This is a genomic window from Dietzia massiliensis (genome assembly GCF_018390595.1).
Lineage (GTDB): Bacteria > Actinomycetota > Actinomycetes > Mycobacteriales > Mycobacteriaceae > Dietzia > Dietzia massiliensis.
The window spans coordinates 1-18,136 of the sequence record NZ_JAHBAV010000006.1; the positions used below are offsets into that span (position 1 = coordinate 1).

An 18,136-nucleotide genomic window follows, 5' to 3' on the forward strand; every position below is an offset into this window, starting at 1 on the left:
GTCGGTGAAGCAGAAGCCCACCCGGCGCCGGACCTGCGCGCCCTTGCGGCGGGTGTCCAGGCCGTCGACCGTCACGGTGCCCGACGTGGGGACGACCAGCCCGTTGATCATGCGCGCCAACGTCGACTTGCCGCCGCCGTTGACGCCGACGATGCCGATGCGGCGCTCGGTGAGGGTGAGGTCGACGTCCGTGAGGACAGGCCGGTCGCCGTAGGCGTGGCCGACTCCGTCGAAGCGGATCTCGGCGCCGCGCGGGTCGGGGGCGCTCGGGCTGGTCACGCCGCCGTGGAACGCTGCCCGCGCAGCGGGGCGATCAGCCCGGGACGCGCGCGGTGCACCTGCGCCGCCACGATCGCGGTGACCACCGCCTTGAGCAGGTCGCCGGGCAGGAAGACCGTGTTGGCGGCGATCGCGCCCGTGACGGTGAGCTCGGTGCGGAGAAGCATCCCGGCGACGCCCACCGCGTAGATCACCCCGATGCCGCCGACGATATTGATGGCCAGCCCCGGCAGCACGCGGTAGCGCGGCATCATCCACGCGGTGAGCAGGCCGATCACGATCACCGCGGGGATCCAGCCGATGAGGAAGCCCGCCGTGGGGCCGGCCAGGGAGGTGAGCGTGGTGCGCCCGCCCGCGAGGACCGGCAGGGCCAGGCCGATGACGATCACGGTGACCACCGCCAGGGCACCCTTGCGCCACCCGAGCAGTGAGCCGGCGAGCATCACGCCGAGGGTCTGCAGCGTGATCGGCACGCCCGCGGACCCGATGGTGAGCTGCCCCGGTAGACCGAGGACCACGATGAGGGCGGCGAACACCGCGATCTGCGCGAGGTCGCGGGTGGCGCTGCGGGCGGGATCGCCCGCGCCGGTGTGATTGGTGGGCGTGGTCACTGTGCTCCTAGGCGTCCGTGGGGCGTGGCCCCGTGATCCGGCCCATTGTCGCGCGTCGGGGCCGACGCGGGAAACCGCCGACGATGAACGACTAAGACGTCATCGTGTTGGGGAGGTGCTTACCGATGTACCCCACGTACACCTTTCCGGAGTCGTCGACGTCGTCGAAGAAGTGCAGCCGAGGACTGATCTGTCCGGAGCGTGCGATCTTGAAGTGCGCTCCCATGAAGGCGCGGCCCGACTCGTCGACGGATTCCGGCACCGGTAGCATGCGGTGCTTCCTGAACTTCGGCATTGTCTTGACGCTGTCGGATTCGTCTGCCGCGAACCTGTTGGCGGAGAAGCCGCGGCACCCAGTAGGGGTCGACGACAGGTAAGCGAACACCCCACCGTCGAAACCACGGTTAATTTTGTGCCTCGCGTAGTCGTCGAGTGCCACGAGTGCGTCCCAGGCCTTCTTGCTCCATGTGCCCAGGGGGTCCTGCTGGTACAGGTCCAACACGGGAGAATCGTCGCCCGTGAAGATGACGTGCTCCAAGGACTCGACGCGTTGAAGGAGTTCCTCGAAGTCGGACGGATACGCGGCGTCGGTTGCATCGGTCGGCTGATCCCACGCATCCTCCGCGAGGCCCGCCTCCTGGAGGAGCATGCGAAGCCGATGAACCTCGAGGCGCGCCGTTCGCTCTTCGGCGCTGACCTCCTCCGTCTGTAGCATCTCGTCCTCGAGCCGAGTGCGAAGCTCACTGATCGCCTCGGCCGAATCGCTGACAGCCGCCTCGAGTAGACCGATGCGCTTGGCCGCAGCCTGGGTCGAGCGGAGCTGCTCGACAGCCAGTCCTCCCAGCTCGCGAATTGTCTCGACAGTGGCCTTCCGGGCATCCCCCCACACCGCGCGAACGGCGCTTGTTACGGCGGACAGAAGCGAAGAATCTTCCTCGGCTCGGCTATCCGAAATGGGCCGTTCGATGACTGCCGCTGCAGAAGCCGCCAGGTCGGCGCCTACATTGTCGGTTTCCGAGGGGGGTGGACTTGAAAGGAGCAGAGCGTCGAGCTGCGACCGAAGCGCGACGTCGATCCTTTGCGCTTTGCGCGGTATCGGCGCCGCGAGTGAGGCCTCCATCGCACGGCTGCCGAGTAGCCCGCGCAGTGTCCGCTGTTTATCAGAGAGGATCCTGCTGGTGGAGAGTATGCGGTGCCGGACCGATGCTGTCACGTCCTCGGTGTCCAGCCCGGGAACGAACGTGCGGAGGGTGCCAGGGGGGACGGCGTAAGCGGATCCGACGCGGGAGTTGAACACCTCGGTGGCCGCTGGATCGAGGACGAAGGCGGAGGCGATACCGACCGTCTGATGGATGAGCCCGTCTACGTAGTCCTTCCATCGTGGAAGGGGGAGCGCGTTGTTACTTCCCGCGACAAAGACGTACCCGCGACGATCTGTATCCTCCAACCAGTCGACCAGTTGATGCACCTCGGTGGAATCGATGATGTGGGCCGCCGAGGTTGCCGGGCAGGAACCATCCGCGGCGTTAAGGACCTCGACTAATCCTCGAACGAGTCGAGGGACACCGGGCTTAAATCCCTCTGGGTTCCGTACATCGACCCACACCCAGCCAGCGCCGCTCGATTCCTGGTGACACGTGACCTGGGTCAACCACCGACCCGAGTCGTTGTGTTCCTCGAACCGGCATCGCACCGTCGACGAGCCGTCCTTCTGGGTCTGGATGATTCGTGTGGCCTCGACGTTCTCGTTGAGCGCGACGACCTCGTTTTCCAGCAATGCGTCCGGGTTCCACTGCTTCTCCTTAAGCCAGGAATAGAGCTGGCCATCGACCAGCCCGAGGAGATCGTGCTGGCCGCTGACTCGGAGAAATGAGCGATACCCGAGTGTGGATTCCCGAGGTCGATGCTCTTCTACAACAGGTGCGCCCATGTCTACTCCTCGGTCCGTGGAACAGCCGGAAGCGCCGTTCTCGCTGTCACCGACGGTCTATCACGGCGCTCCGACATAGTTGGGTGGTTCCCTCGGACATCGAGGAGGCGAGCGGCCCATTCCACGTCCATAGTGGGCACCGCGGCCTCCGGCGCAACGGGTGTGCCGGCGTCGGGCACCATTTGCGTCCGGCCACCCTGAAAGCGTGGTGAAGCCATAGACCGTTTACCGCACTACATGGTGTGCGACCATGACCCGGTGACCAGCGGACTGTCGTTCGACGATTTGCAGCAGGGTGTCCTCGTCGAGGGATTGGCCGACGGCCCGGTGACCGTCGTCGCGGCGATCGAGCAGGGGCCCGGCTGCGTCCACGTGTTCTATCAGGACGCTGACGGGCAGGCGGGGAGTCGTATCCTCTACGCCGACGACCTGCCCGATCTGCGTCTGGCCGCCCAGAAGGCCCGCTGGACGTTCGATGCCGACGGCACCGAGTTCAAGCTCGCCGCCGAGGCCCTGCGCATCCGTAGAGCGGGGTTGTACGACCCGATGATGGCGGTCACCTCCTCGGACGTGGACCCGCTGCCGCATCAGATCCGCGCGGTGTATGAGGAAATGCTGCCGCGTACCGAGCTTCGGTTTCTCCTGGCCGACGACCCCGGTGCGGGGAAGACCATCATGGCCGGCTTGTATCTCAAGGAACTGCAGCTGCGAGGGGACGTTCAGCGGGCGCTCATTGTGGCACCGGGCGGGCTGGTGGACCAGTGGGGAGAGGAGTTGCACTCCAAGTTCGGGATCGAGGTGCAGCCGCTCATCCCCGCCGCGGTGACCAATGGCGCGAGCCCGTTCGACGGCGACGGTGTGATGATCGCGCGGATGGATCAGCTCGCCCGCAACGACGAGCTCCACGACCTGTTGCGGCAGTCTCACTGGGACCTAGTGGTGGTGGACGAGGCGCATCGCATGTCGGCTGCCTGGTACGGGCTGGAACTCAAGCGCACGCGTCGCTATGAGCTGGGCCAGACCCTCAGCGAGGTCTCGCGGCACCTGCTGCTCATGACGGCGACTCCGCACTCCGGTGACCCGGGCGCCTACCGCGCGTTCCTCGCGCTGCTGGATCCGGATCGTTTCGCCGGGCCACAGCCGCCGTCGGCGCCCAGTCCGAGCGCCCAGGGGCTGATGCGTCGGATGGTCAAGGAGGACCTCCTCCGCTTCGACGGCACGCCACTGTTCCCCGAGCGCATTGCCGAGACCGTGCCGTACGACCTCACCCCGGCGGAGCTCGAACTGTACGAGCAGGTGACTCGCTATGTGCGCGAGGAGATGAACCGAGCGGACGCTCTGGACGGGCCGCGCAAGCGCACGGTCGGGTTCGCGCTCACGGTGCTGCAGCGGCGTCTCGCCTCGTCGTCGCACGCGATCGTCCGGTCGTTGGAGCGTCGTCGTGACCGTCTGGAGGCACGGCTCCGGGAGGAGCGGGAGAGGCCGTACTCCGCGGCCGTCGAGGCCGCGGTGCCGTCGGCGGTGCTGGAGGGGGACGAGTGGGACGACGACGAGGTGAGCGCCGCCGAGCTGGAGGCGGCCGAGGAGTCGGTCGTTGACGCCGCCACGGCTGCGCGCAGCGCCGCGGAGCTGGAGCTGGAGATCCGAGAGCTGTCTCGGCTCGTGGTGCTGGCCCGGCGGGTGCGGGACGCCGGCGAGGACCGTAAGTGGGCTCAGTTGCGGACGATCCTCACCGACGAGGTGCTCACCGCCCCGCAGACGGATCCCGAGGCGGGGCCGCGCAAGCTCATCGTGTTTACCGAACACCGTGACACCCTCGATTACCTGCACGATCAGATCGCCACGCTGTTCGGCCGCGCGAACGCGGTGGTGGCCATTCACGGCGGGACGCCGCGCGGCGAGCGGCAGCGCATCCGGGAGGAGTTCACGCACAACCCCGAGGTGCGCATCCTGCTGGCCACCGACGCGGCCGGGGAGGGTCTCAACCTCCAGGCCGCGCACCTGATGGTCAACTACGACCTGCCGTGGAACCCGAACCGGATCGAGCAGCGCTTCGGCCGGGTTCACCGCATCGGCCAGCGGCAGGTGTGCCGACTGTGGAACCTGGTGGCTGACGACACCCGCGAGGGTCAGGTTTTCGCCCGACTGCTGGGCAAGATGGAGGAGCAGCGCCGGGCCTACGGCGGGCGTCTCTTCGACGTTCTCGGGGAGGCGTTCCGCGAGCGGCCGCTGCGCGCGCTGCTGTTGGAGGCGATCCGGTACGGCGACGACCCGGCGCGGATCGCCGAGCAGGAGCGGGTGATCGATGCCGAGGTGTCCAACGGACTCGACGAGCTCCTGGCCGAGCGGCGATTGGCGGAGTCGGGATTCCGGGCGGACGAGTTGCACGAGATGCGCCGGAAGATGGAGGAGGCGCGAGCCCGGCGGCTGCAGCCGCACAATGTGGAGGCGTTCTTCGTCCGCGCCTTCGAGGATGCCGGCGGCCGGATCGTCCCGCGTGAGCGGGGCCGCTTCGAGATCCGCAACGTGCCGGCGCCATTGCGTCACCGGGTGGGAGGGGGGCCGGTGGCGACGCGCTACCAGCGGGTGACCTTCGACCCGGCCGATGCGGGGGGTCTCTCGCGCATCGAGCTGTTGGCCCCGGGGCATCCGCTGATGGACGCGGTCCTCGACCACACCATCGAGCGGCACCGTGAGGCGCTGCGGCGCGGGACCATCCTCGTGGAGACCGAGCGGCTCACTGGTGAGCCGCGGCTGTTGCTGGCGGCGACGAGCACGATCACCGACGGCCGCGGCGCCACGGTGTCGCAGCGGTTCGAGTTCGTCACCGTCGGTCCCGGTGGGCAGATCGAGTCGGGTGGCCATGCGCCGTACCTCGACGCAGAGGCCGTGCCACGCGCCGTGATCGTAGGGTCCGGGCCCGAGGGCGATCCGCGCGTCCGCGACCTCCTCGAACAGCCGTGGCTTGGTGGGGGCACGGTCGATCAGATGACCCGATGGGCGTCGGCGCATCTGCTGCCCGAGCACCTCGCCGAGGCGCGCACTCGCGTGCACGCGCAGGTGGCCAAGGCCGAGCGGGAGATCCGGGCGCGGATGACCGAGACGATCAACCACCTCGACGCCGAGGCGGCCAAGCTCGCCGAGTCGCGGGGGAGGGGCCGGCCGTCCAAGGGTCGCACCCCGGAGCGGCTGCACGCGGACATCGCGGACCTGGAGGCACGTCGCGACGCCCGGTTGGCGGTGCTCAAGGCCCAGGGGGTGGTCCGGCCGGAGACGGTCACCGTCGACGGCGCGGCGTTGCTTGTTCCCGCCGACTGGCTGCGCCCCGAGGTGGCCGCTCATGCTGCCGATACCGCGGCCACGGATCGGCGCGCGGTCGCCGCGGTCATGGCCGCCGAGCGCGACCTCGGCCGCCGGCCTGAGGAGCAGGTGCACAACAACGAGGGCTACGACATCCGTTCGGAAGGCGCCGACGGCGCGGGCGTCTACATCGAGGTCAAGGGGCGGATCGAGGGCGCGAGCACCTTCCACCTGTCCAAGTCCCAGGTGTTGTACGGGAAGAACACGGGCCCCCAGCACCGCCTGGCGCTGGTGGCGGTCTCACCCGATGGTCCCGAATTCGACGAGGTGCGCTACCTGGTGGACCCGTGTCGCGGGATGAGCTTCGGCGCCTTCGAGGCCAGCGGCGTGGAGGGTGATTGGAAGCGGATGTGGGAGCTGGGTGGCCCGCCCGTGTGAGCGGGCCGCCCGCTCCCGGCGATCTGGCCCCGGCGAGCGAACTTCCCGGGCTCCAGCAGCGGAGCGAGTCTCGCTGTGGCCTCGGTCTCCGACTGGGCCTCGATCGGTCGGACGTAGGCCTGATACAGCTCGGGAACCTCTCGCTTCATCCTCGCGACCTGGTCGACACCGGGAGGAACAACCGGCAGGTGCAAGTGGTTCTCGATCAGGTACGCGGCGATGTTGATGGACGAGGAGTCGAGATCATGATCTCGCTGAACCTCGCCATGGCTACCCCGTGACCGGTCGGCCCCGGACCCGGCATCAGTTCCTGCATCCGGCGGTAGCTCGTGTCGTCCCTCAGGTCGAACAGGGAACCCACGCCGATCCAGAACGCCGCGCGGTTGCGCTTCGTCCGCTCGTCCGTCCTCCGGTTCCACATGTGGCTCGGTGTAGCCGTCATCGTCGGTTCCCTCCATCACGTTTTCTCCCCCCTGACATGGGCTGTTTCGCCGTTCGGAGGGTATGTCGCGACTACGACACCCAGTCGCCACCGCACGTCCGTGGGATTCCGCCCTGTGGGTGGGTTCCGTGGGTAGCGCCTTTGCCGATCGCCTAGGCTCCACACCGTGTAGTGCAACGCTGGCCGGCGGTGGCCGGTGTGCCCGACCCCCGCCGAGGAGCCCGATGACCGTGCCCGCAGTCCAGAAGCGCAAGCTCATCGAGGTGGCGCTGCCGCTGGAGAAGATCAATGCGGAGTCGGCTCGGGAGAAGTCGATCCGTCACGGCCACCCGTCGACGCTGCACTTGTGGTGGTCGCGAAAGCCGCTCGCAACGGCCCGCGCGGTGATCTTCGCGCAGCTGGTGGACGACCCGTCCTCGCACCCCGATCGCTTCCCCACCGAAGAAGCAGTCCATGCCGAGCGCGCACGGCTGCACGAGCTCCTGGAGAAGTTGGTGGTGTGGGAGAACACCACCGATGAGGAGCTTCTTGAGCAGGCGCGAAAGGAGATCCGCGACTCGTGCGACGGGAATCCGCCGCCGATACTTGACCCCTTCGCCGGAGGCGGCTCGATCCCGCTTGAGGCCCAGCGCCTCGGGCTGGAAGCGCACGCCTCCGACCTCAACCCGGTCGCCGTCCTCATCAACAAGGCACTCATCGAGATCCCGCCGATGTTCGCCGGACGGCCGCCGGTGTTCCCCGGGACCGTCGACGAACTGGGCGGCTCCTGGCCACGCGCGACCGGCCTCGCGGAGGACGTGCGCCGCTATGGGCAGTGGATGCGCGACGAGGCCGAGAAGCGCATCGGCCACCTGTACCCCAAGGCCACGCTTCCCGGCGGCACCAAAGCCACAGTGATCGCGTGGATCTGGGCGCGCACGGTAACGTGCCCCAACCCGGCCTGCGGGATCGCCATGCCGCTCACGAGCAAGTGGTGGCTCGGTAAGAAGAAGGGCAAGGAGGCCTATGTCGTTCCGCATGTCGACAGCGGGCGGGTCCGATTCACGATCGGGCACGACAGGGCCATGGCGCCCACTGCCGAGACCGACGGCACCGTCGGCCGGACCGGTGCGGTGTGCATCGCCTGCGGCACCGGTGTCGAGCTCAAGTACATCCGAGCCGAGGGACAGGCCGGACGGCTCGGAGCGCAACTCATGGCGACTGTTGCCGAAGGAAAGCGGACCCGAATCTACTTGGCGCCGAACGAGGAGCACGAGCGGGCGGCGGATGTCGGGCGGCCTGAGTCAAGCCCGACAGGTGCACTTCCAGAGCAGGCGTTGGGGTTCCGCGTTCGCGCATACGGGTTCAATGAGTACTCAGATCTCTTCACCCCGCGGCAGCTCACCGCGCTCACGACCTTCAGCGACCTCGTCGGCGAGGCCCGCGAGCGCGTCCTCGCCGACGCCCTCGCCGCGGGCCGCCGAGAGGGCGCGCGCCTGGCAGCCGGCGGCACCGACGCGGCCGCCTACGCCGACGCAGTTGCGACGTACCTGGGTCTAGCAGTGAGCAAGTCCACGAACGTGCACAGCTCGATCACAAGCTGGATGAGCGATCGTGGGGCGTTCCGCGAAGTGTTTGCTCGGCAGGCAATCCCAATGGCGTGGGATTTCGCAGAAGGGGTCCCGTTTGGTACTTCCGGGGGCGCGATGCTTGCGATTCTCGACAAGGTTGCACGTGCTGTCGAGTTTGCGCCTGCGTTGAAACCTGCGACGGTTCTGCAGAAGGACGCGCGATCCGCGGTTGACGCCGCAATCGGTATTTCAACCGATCCGCCGTACTACGACAACATCGGCTATTCCGACCTGTCCGACTTCTTCTACGTGTGGCTCCGGCGGTCGCTGCGCGATGTGCACCCCGAGACTCTCGGCACGATGCTGGTCCCTAAGGTCGAGGAGCTCGTCGCCAACCCCTATCGACACGACGGTAAAGCTGGCGCACACGAGTTCTTCGAGTCCGGCTTCCGCGAGGTGTTCCGGCGAGCACGGGAGCATGCGTTGCCGGACTACCCGATCACCGTCTACTACGCATTCAAGCAGTCGGAGTCGATGTCGGGAGGGGAGTCGTCGACCGGCTGGGAGACCCTCCTCGAGGGGATGGTCCGTGGCGGGTGGGCGATCACCGCGACATGGCCAATGCGAACTGAAGGCAGCGGCCGCATGCTCTCGCAAGGCACCAACGCCCTCGCCTCGTCCATCGTCCTCGCGCTGCGGCCGCGACCGGACGACGCGCCGACGATCGACAAGCGGCGCTTCCTCGGGATCCTCAAGTCCGAGCTGCCGCCCGCGCTCAAGGAGCTGCAGCAGGGCCGCATCGCGCCGGTGGACCTGCCGCAGGCGGCGATCGGGCCGGGCATCGCGGTGTTTTCCCGCTACTCGGGGGTGCTGGAAGACGACGGCTCCAGGATGACCGTCCGCTCCGCGCTGCAGCTCGTCAACCGCATTCTCGACGAGGTGGTGGCGGAGCAGGAGGGCGACTTCGACAACGCCACCCGCTTCGCCCTCGCGTGGTTCCGCCAGCACGGCTTCGCCACCGCCAACTACGGCGAGGCGGACTCTCTCGCCCGCGCCCGAGGCGTCGACGTGTCGGCGCTGCAGCGCTCGGGAATCCTCGCCTCGGGCGGCGGGAAGATGACGCTCCTCGGTCCCGGCGCGATCGGCGAGCAGTACGGCGACGCCGGCTGGGATCCCGCCACGGACGGCGACATCTCGCTGTGGGAACTCGTCGTGCACCTAGCCGCCCGGCTGGAGTCCGACGGCATCGACGGCGCCGGAAGGCTCCTCGCGCGAGCGCAGTCCTCGTCGTCGTCACAGACCTACCTCGACCTCGACCTGGCCAAGGAGCTCGGCTTCCTGCTCTTCTCCCTTGCCGAGGACCGCAAGGACTCGGCGACCGCCCGGCCCTTCAACGCACTCGTCACCTCGTGGGCCGACATCCTCACCGCCGCCCGCACGGGCGTGGTCGAGGACAGCCTGTTCTGACCCGGAGGAAATCGACATGGGATTCCAGACCCCGCAGCACGCGCTACCGGACTTGCTCAAGCGCATCGATTCCGGCGACATCCAGCTGCCTGACTTCCAGCGTGGCTATCGCTGGGACTCGGAGCGGGTCCGCTCGCTCGTGCTCACCGTGATCCGCGGCTACCCGCTCGGTGCGGTGATGACGATGTCCGCCGCCAACCAGGACGTGTACTTCAAACCGCGTACCTTCGCCGGCACACCTCCCGGTGCGGCCTCCGCGGCGCCGACCGAGCTGGTGCTCGACGGACAACAACGGCTCACCTCGCTGTATCAGGCACTCCACGGAGACGGCGTCGTGGAGATCGTGGACCCCAATGACGAGGACAAAACCTCTACCGTCCGCTTCTTCATCGACATGAACAAGGTCGGTACCGATGCGGATCTCCCCGACGATGCGGTCTTCGCGACCCCGGCGGACGGGGTGATTCGGACCAACTTCAATCGGGACGTCGTGCAGGATCTCTCCACACAGGTCAAGCAGATCGAGGCACGCGCGTTCCCGGTGAACCAACTGCTGGGAACGGGCGGGTTCTCCTGGCTTCTCGACTTGGATGACCGGGACCTCCAGCAACGCTTCAACGCTGCGGTGATCGTGCCGGTGAGCTCCTACAAGATCCCGGCGATCACCCTGGACGCGGACACCACCCGGGGGGCCGTCACAACGGTCTTCGAGAAGGTCAATACGGGAGGCATGCCCCTCGACGTCTTCGAACTCCTCACCGCGACCTACGCCGGTGATAGGGCGTATCAGGACGAGCACGGGATCGATTTCCGGCTCCGCGACGACTGGGCACTGACTGAGGAGGTCATCGACGCCCATCCGGTGCTGGCAGGCTTCGACAAGGCAAAGTTCCTCCAGGCTGTCACTCTCCTGGCCTCGCACGAGGGGACGCGGCCCACCACGGCCAGGCGCGACGACATTCTGCGCCTGCCGCTGGCAGACTACGTTGGCGCCGCCGGGCGCATCAGGAACTCGCTTGCCTGGGTCGCGAGCTTCCTGAGGCGTGAGTACATCTATACGGCGGACGATCTGCCCTACCCGACACAGATCGTGCCGCTGGCGGCCATCCATGCTGTGCTAGGCGACGCCGTCGGTACGCATGCGGCCGCGGCGCGATTGCGGCAGTGGTTCTGGTGCGGCGTGCTCGGCGAGCTCTACAGCTCGACCACCGAGACCCGATTCGCGCGCGACGTCGACCAGGTGGTCGCCTGGGTGACGGACGGCTCCGGGCCGGCTCCGATCACCATCGCCGATGCCGGTTTCTACCGTTCTCGGCTCCTCAGCGTCCGCACCCGTAACTCGGCGGCGTACAAGGGGATCTACGCGCTGCTCATGGCCGACCAGAGCAAGGATTGGATTCTCGACCAGACCTTCACCCACACGATGTACGACGAGAAGAACGTCGATATTCATCACGTCTTTCCCAAGAAGTGGTGTACCGATCGTGGTATCGAACCCGGCGTCTACAACTCGATCCTCAACAAGACTCCCCTCGCGGCATCGACCAACAGATCGATCGGCGGCCTTCCGCCGTCCGTCTACCTCGGCACGGTGGCCAAGGGATCGGGACTGAGCGACGAGCAGGTCGACACGATCGTGGCCGGCCACCAGATCGACCCCGCGCTACTGCGCGCAGACAACTTCGTGGAGTTCTACCGGGACCGCACGAAGAGGCTGTCTGCACTGGTCGAGGCGGCCATGGGTAAGAAGTCGGTCGACGATATCGACCCTGAGTTCTTCGAGATGATCCTGCGGAAGGAATGACCTCATGGCACTGAGCAACCGCGACCGCCTCGATCGCGGATTCACCGCACTCGCCCGCGGGCTCGACGCGTTCCTCCGCCGGGCGCTCGGTCCCGAACTCGGTGGGACCACGTGGCTCGACATCATGGAGAACGTCGACCTCAAGAAGGGGCTCGTCCGGCCAGGGGACTACACCGCCAACGACCCCTCGGTGGCGCTGAATTTCATCACCGAGAAGTACACGGCCAAATTCAAGACCGGCTGGTACCCGCTCGGTAAAAAGCTCAGCCGCTCGCAGGAGGCCCTGGCTTCGGAGCTCCGCGACACCCGCAACACGTGGGCGCACGAGGTGGCCAAGGGCTTTACCAACGACGACGCCTACCGAGCGCTGGACTCCATGGAACGGCTCCTGCGCGCGTGCGGTCAGCCGAACGAGGCGGCAGAGGTGGCGGTCCACCGTCTCGAAGTGCAGCGCGCCGCCGCCGACCGATCCGATCGTGCCGTGAGCAGGGCCGCAGGACTTGCCGAGGCGATGGGGGACAACCTTCCCGCGTGGCGCGACGTGCTCGCGCCCCACCCGGACGTCGCGTCCGGGCAGTTCCACGCCGCCGAGTTCGCCGCCGACCTGCACACCGTGGCCTCCGGCCGGGCGTCGGACGAGTACGCCGATCCCGTGGCCTTCTTCGAGCGCACCTACCTCACCGAGGGGCTCAAGGACCTCCTCACCCGCGCGGCACGGCGCCTGTCCGGCGACGCCGGCGCAAGCCCGGTGGTCAATCTCCAGACCACCTTCGGCGGCGGCAAGACGCACTCGATGCTCGCCGTATGGCACCTCGCGTCGGGACAGCCGGCGGCGGCGTACGGGCAGGACATGCAGGAGCTGCTCACAGGGCTCACCGTGCCGTCGAAGGTGCAGCGCGTGGCGCTCGTGGGTAATCACCTCCAGGCCGGCGCTCCCAACGTGATGCCCGACGGCACCGTGTGCAACACGCTGTGGGGCGTGCTCGCGTGGCAGCTCGGCGGCACGGCCGGCTTCGCCCGGGTGGCCGAGTCCGACCGCACCCGCACCAACCCCGGTGACGCGTTGCGGCAGCTGCTCGTGGAGTACGGGCCGACAGTGATCCTCATCGACGAATGGGTGGCCTACGCTCGCGAGCTCTACGGCCGCGACGACCTCGCCGGCGGTACCTTCGACACCCAGTTCACCTTCGCCCAGACCCTCACCGAGGCCGCCAAGGCCGTGCCCGGAGTGCTGGTCCTCATCTCGATCCCGGCATCGGCGGAGATGAACGAGGGCGAGTTCGTCACCAACGACGAGGAGGTGGGCGGCGCCCACGGCCGCGAGACCCTCTACCGGCTACAGCGGGTCGTTTCCCGTGTGGCCGACCAGTGGCGTCCGGCGGACTCCGACGAGTCGTTCGAGATCGTCCGCCGACGCCTGTTCACCCAGCCCGACCGCGAGACGCTCGGCAAGATCTCGGCCGTGTCCAAGGCGATGGTCGAGTACTACCGCAAGCACACCCAGCAGTTCCCCAAGGACGCCCAGTCCAACGAGTACGAGAAGCGTATCCGGGCCTGCTACCCGATCCACCCCGAGCTGTTCGACCGGCTCTACGCCGACTGGTCCACACTCCCGCGCTTCCAGCGCACCCGCGGCGTGCTGCGGCTGATGAACGAGATCATCCAGGCCCTGTGGGAGTCCGAGGCCTCGGCACCGCTCATCATGCCCGGCAACGTGCCGCTGGCCAACGAGCGCGTGGTCTCCGAGCTCACGCAGTACCTCGAGGACGCGTGGAAGGCGATCATCTCCACCGACGTCGACGGCCCCAACGCCATCCCCACCCACGTCGACTCCGAGTCGCCTCTCTACGGGCGCCGACACACCGCGCGGCGCCTGGCGCGGACCGTGTTCATGGGCGCCACCCCCGGACTGCGAAGCGCGCACAAGGGAATCGATCGCTCGCGGGTGTTCCTCGGCACCGCGATACCGGGCGACAACCCGGGGAACTTCCACTCCGCGCTGGAGACCATCGCCGACCGGGCCACGTACTTCTACACCGGCGGCCAGGCGTACTGGTACGACACCCAGGCCAACACCACACGCACCGCCGCCGACTACGCCGAGGGGCTCTCCCACGAGGACGTCTGGGCTGAGATCGAAAGACGCCTCCGTGCGCACCAGACCACCTCCGCGCAGGGATTCCAGGCGGTCCACATCGCGCCTGAGAGCCCCGCAGACGTACCCGACACCGACGTGGTTCGACTCGTCGTGGTGCCGCCGCGATACACGCAGACAGGCAAGAAGCCCGACGGAGCCGCGGGAGAGTACGTGCGGAGGGTCCTGGAGTCCAAGGGCTCGTCCGCGCGAACGCACCGGAACATGCTGCTCTTCCTGGCCGCCGACTCCAAGCGGGCCGAGGAACTGGAAAGCACCGTTCGCAAGTATCTGGCGTGGCAACACATCGTGGCCGGTGCCGACACCGCCCTCGACCTCACGGCCAACCAGAAGGCCCAGGCCACCGAGCGCGCGGCACAGTTCGATCAGACCGCGGGCGACCAGCTCCTCGGCACCTACATCTGGCTGATCTGGCCGGAGCAACTCGACCCCGCTGGACACCCCACCCTCGGTGCGGAGAAAGCGGAAGGCGCCGGATCCTCATTGGCCGAACGGGCGGCGGAGAAGGCCCGCACGGCCTCCCAGCTGTCGGTGGTCTACGCGCCGTCGCGCATCGCGATGGACCTCAACGGTGATCTCGGTCAGGTGTGGCGACGCGACCGGGAGATCAGCGTGGGCACCCTGTGGGGCTACTACGCCGCCTACGCCTACCTTCAGCGGCTGCGGGATCGGACGGTTCTGGAACAGGGGCTGGTGAGCGCACCCGACGATCTCATGAGCGGGTTCGCCCTGGCGGAGGCCAAAGACGGTGACCGCTACATCGGCTTGGTCCTCCCGGAGGACGCTCAGAGGCCGGTCTCGTTGCCGGATTCTGCGCTGGTGGTGGACGTGGAACTCGCGCGGGCGCAGCGGGAGGCCGAGTACGCGGCAAATCGACAGGCGGCTGTCTCGACGAACGGGGAAACGGGCGACACGGGGGCGGGCTCGCCCAGCTCGGAGGAGGGTGGAGGAACGACTGATCCGACAGACTCGACCACGACCTCCGCGGGCGGCGATGACCCTGTCGTCGTCACGCGTCGGCCCACGCGGTACTACGCCAGCTTCGCCGTCCCGGAGCTGAAGCCCTCGGGGAAGATCCAGGAGGTCCTCACCGAGGTGGTGGAAAACCTTCGGAGGCAGCACGGGTCCACGGTGCGGGTCTCGCTGGAGATCGAAGCCGAGGCGACCGAGGGCTTCGACGAGGGCACGATACGAACGGTCCGGGAGAACGGGACGACGCTAGGGCTGGACGGGAACAGCTTCGAAGAGGAGTGACAGTGGGAACCGGTACGGGCGGGCTGCCGTGACGAGGGGAGTCTGTGACGTAGTGAACTGTTAGCGTCAACCTCATGTCGACGCCGCATGTTACGCCACTGGGTGATCCCACCGATCATCTCGACGGCGATGAGGTTCTCGGTGCCCCCCGTTGGGCGCAGATCGTCACGATGCTGTGGGCGATCTCCAGGTCGCGGGGACCGTCGAGCGATCTTGCGTCGTACTCGACGGGGGCGCGGGAGCTGCAGGACATGTTCGAGACCTACCGACCAGATGCCGAGTTGCCCGACACCCGCGCAGTGTGGGCATCGATGGGACGGAGCCTGTGGTGGTCCACGGATCTTTACCCGGATGCGACCGGCTCGCTCGCAGCGGTCGAGGCGTATGACACCGAAGGGGGCCTCAGCAGGCGTGCCGCGGCGCTGGTGTCAGCCGATGCGGACTGCGCGGAGGCCGTCTATGCGCTGGTCAAGGAGCTCGAATGGACTCCGACTGTGGAGGAGCTTCTTGATGTCCTGGCCTTTTCCGACTTCGTCACCTTCACCAGCGAGAAGGAGAAGACGGTGGCTACGGAGTGGCCTGGGGTCCTGGACGTCGAATCTGCATGGGGGAGCCAGGATCTCGCGGATGCTGCCGGCCACGGAGACTGGGACACCGTCCTCGAGTTGATCGACGCTTCCATCGCCGCAGGTCGAAACCTCGTCAACACGTGGCGCCCGGGTGGGATCTCGTGGTCAGCCCCGATTCATCAGGCTGCACGACAGGGGGCGCCTACGGAGGTCGTCCGCCAGTTGCTCAACCGTGGTGCGTGGCTGTTCTTGGTGGACGCGAACGGTGATTCCCCGCTGGATCTCGCGGTGATCCACGGGCACAGTCACCTCTACGAGATCCTCGATTCGCCGAGCACAACACGGTGGGAAAGGGCGGTGTTCAACAGTCTCGAGAGCCACTTCGTCGAGGGAATCGGACAGCTCCTCGCCGGTGAGCAGCTCCCGCGGATGCGTCCGCCCGTACTCGAGGTCTTGGAGGAGAACGGCGGAGTCCTCACATTTTCGCCGGGGCCGCAGTGGCCTGACATCCAGATCTGGGTGAACGAGAACAAGCTGTATCTCTTGAAGGACGACGCCGAGTCGCCGGGTGGCGCGGAACTCCGAATGTGCAGTCTCGAGGGAGAATGGTCTTCGGAGGCATGGGAGGGATCCGGCGTCGAGGACCCGGAGCAGCCGGATGAACAGGCGCCGGAAGAAGGCGATCGCTTGGCGCACGGCGATCGCGATGACGACGGGCAGGGTAGCGATGCCCCGGAGGCCGATGCGACGGAGACTGGTGCCCCAATCTACGGAGGCGACCGCATCATCACCGGGACCTCGAAGAGCAGTGGATTGGTCTACGTCATCTGCCCACGTGACAAGTTCGAGAAGCTGCTCAGGATGCCTGCACTCCAGGGCAGCTCCATAGGAATCGTCCTGACCCGACGAGGCCCTCGTTGCCGCTGGCACGTGCTCGGACGGCGGTGGCGACAGCACATCCCCGCCTTACGCGACGACGCGATCGAGGAAGGATGGACGGATCTCGTCCTCTTCTCCTCGGTGTTCAGACGCAAGGCGATGAACGAGCAACTGGAAGGACTCATCCAGCTCGAGGCGTCTACCGGGAAGTCGCCAGACGAGAACCCCGAGACGAAGGAACGCCTCGTTGACGAGGTGGGCGTGACCGATGCATCGGTGCTCATGCGGAGATGGGCGCTTCTCTCGAGATCGATGGCGAAACACGGACTGAGTCCGACGCATTTCCCTGATTCGGAAGAAGTCGAGGACGTCAGCCTTGTCCAAGGATTCCTCGGAAGGGGGGACAGACCGGATACCAGCGTCGGCCACCACAAGGAATTCCCCGAACCGTTGGTGATGATGCTGCAGACGACGACGGTGTCGGCGATCGGGCAGTGGGACGGCTCCACCATGGTCGTCAAGGCGGGTTCGCAGGCCGCTCGATCACATAGCTCGAAACAGCAGGAATACTACATTGACCTCCGGAAAAAGCTGGTCCGCGCGGGAAAGCTCGTTTCATCGGGATCAACTCTGACCTTCACTCAGGATCACCGCTTCGACTCGCCCACCGCGGCGGCGAACATCATCGTCGGATCTTCGGTCAATGGGCGGAAGATCTGGCGGGACGGCGACGGTCGGAACATCAACGACCACGAGGGCGGGGCGAAGTGGAGAAAGGCCACCTCATAGCAGGGTAGTGTGATCGCAGTTCGTGGCGGGCGTCGAACCCTCAGCGGCGCAAGCGTTCGGCGGCCGACGTCTGTGCCCTGGCCTCGAGTGAGGCCAGGGCACAGGGTGCGTACAGAGCAGTGGCGGTCAGTTCCCGGCGTCGGCGTCGGTGCCGCCGTCGACGATCTGCGGCTGCTCGGACGCCCGCGCGCCGTGCGTCACCGAGATCTTGCGGGGCTGGGCCTCCTCGGCCACCGGGATCACCAGGCGGAGCACGCCGTCGGTGTAGTCGGCCTCGATCCGGTCGGTGGCCAGGCCCTTGCCCAGCGCGAGCTGGCGGGCGAAGGTGCCCGACTGGCGCTCGTGCATGAGCCACTGGGCGTCACCGCCGGCCGGGGCGCGGCGCTCGCCGCGGACTGTGAGGGTGCGGTCCTCTACGTCGATGTCGATCGAGGCCGGATCGACACCGGGCATGTCGATCAGGCCGACGAAGCGGTCGCCCTCCTTGTACAGGTCCATAGGCAGGGTGGCGGAGCCATTCACGGAGCGCAAGCCCTCTCCCAGAAGGCGGTCGAGCTCGCGGAACGGGTCGAAGCGGTTGCTGGTGGCCATGGCTGGTCTCCTTCGGGACTGGTCGTCTCGCCCCCGGCGGCCCCGGGTGGCACTCGCTTCAACCCACGCACAGAGTTG

General features: G+C 67.3%; 10 protein-coding genes. 5 read left to right on the forward strand and 5 right to left on the reverse strand.

Features of this window, described 5'->3' with window-relative positions:
- The 3 genes from KHA85_RS02720 to KHA85_RS02730 form a co-directional block, all read right to left on the reverse strand.
- A partial coding sequence (locus KHA85_RS02720) for an ATP-binding cassette domain-containing protein (protein WP_213184726.1) occupies nt 1-279 on the reverse strand: 279 nt, incomplete at its 3' end.
- Nucleotides 276-890 carry a biotin transporter BioY gene (locus KHA85_RS02725; RefSeq protein ID WP_213184727.1) on the reverse strand — a complete coding sequence of 205 codons (615 nt, stop codon included), beginning with the start codon at nt 888-890 and terminating at the stop codon, nt 276-278. The genes KHA85_RS02725 and KHA85_RS02720, both read right to left, overlap by 4 nt.
- A gap of 91 nt (nt 891-981) precedes the next feature.
- Nucleotides 982-2,820: a coiled-coil domain-containing protein gene (locus tag KHA85_RS02730; RefSeq protein ID WP_213184728.1), complete on the reverse strand. Its 1,839-nt coding sequence runs from the start codon at nt 2,818-2,820 to the stop codon at nt 982-984.
- Nucleotides 2,821-3,078: 258 nt separating this feature from the next.
- Here KHA85_RS02730 and KHA85_RS02735 point away from each other — a divergent pair, with 258 nt between their 5' ends.
- Entirely contained in the window at nt 3,079-6,558 is a 3,480-nt protein-coding gene (locus KHA85_RS02735) for a helicase-related protein (protein ID WP_308936836.1), read from the forward strand.
- A 205-nt stretch (nt 6,559-6,763) separates the two neighbouring features.
- On the opposite strand, the gene KHA85_RS02740 is transcribed toward KHA85_RS02735, so the two are convergent.
- Nucleotides 6,764-7,000, reverse strand: coding sequence for a hypothetical protein (locus tag KHA85_RS02740; protein WP_213184730.1), 237 nt, complete (start codon nt 6,998-7,000; stop codon nt 6,764-6,766).
- A 224-nt stretch (nt 7,001-7,224) separates the two neighbouring features.
- On the opposite strand from KHA85_RS02740, the gene KHA85_RS02745 reads away from it, so the two are divergent.
- The 4 genes from KHA85_RS02745 (at nt 7,225) to KHA85_RS02760 (ending at nt 17,467) form a co-directional block, all read left to right on the forward strand.
- Nucleotides 7,225-10,017, forward strand: coding sequence for a DUF1156 domain-containing protein (locus KHA85_RS02745; protein ID WP_213184731.1), 2,793 nt, complete (start codon nt 7,225-7,227; stop codon nt 10,015-10,017).
- 16 nt (nt 10,018-10,033) lie between these two features.
- Entirely contained in the window at nt 10,034-11,821 is a 1,788-nt protein-coding gene (locus KHA85_RS02750; RefSeq protein ID WP_213184732.1) for a GmrSD restriction endonuclease domain-containing protein, read from the forward strand.
- A 4-nt stretch (nt 11,822-11,825) separates the two neighbouring features.
- Nucleotides 11,826-15,230, forward strand: coding sequence for a DUF499 family protein (locus tag KHA85_RS02755; RefSeq protein WP_213184733.1), 3,405 nt, complete (start codon nt 11,826-11,828; stop codon nt 15,228-15,230).
- 74 nt (nt 15,231-15,304) lie between these two features.
- Entirely contained in the window at nt 15,305-17,467 is a 2,163-nt protein-coding gene (locus tag KHA85_RS02760; protein ID WP_213184734.1) for a DUF4357 domain-containing protein, read from the forward strand.
- 126 nt (nt 17,468-17,593) lie between these two features.
- On the opposite strand, the gene KHA85_RS02765 is transcribed toward KHA85_RS02760, so the two are convergent.
- On the reverse strand, nt 17,594-18,058 hold the full coding sequence (locus KHA85_RS02765; protein ID WP_063973449.1) for an Hsp20/alpha crystallin family protein: 465 nt from the start codon (nt 18,056-18,058) through the stop codon (nt 17,594-17,596).
- Nucleotides 18,059-18,136 lie beyond the last annotated feature (78 nt).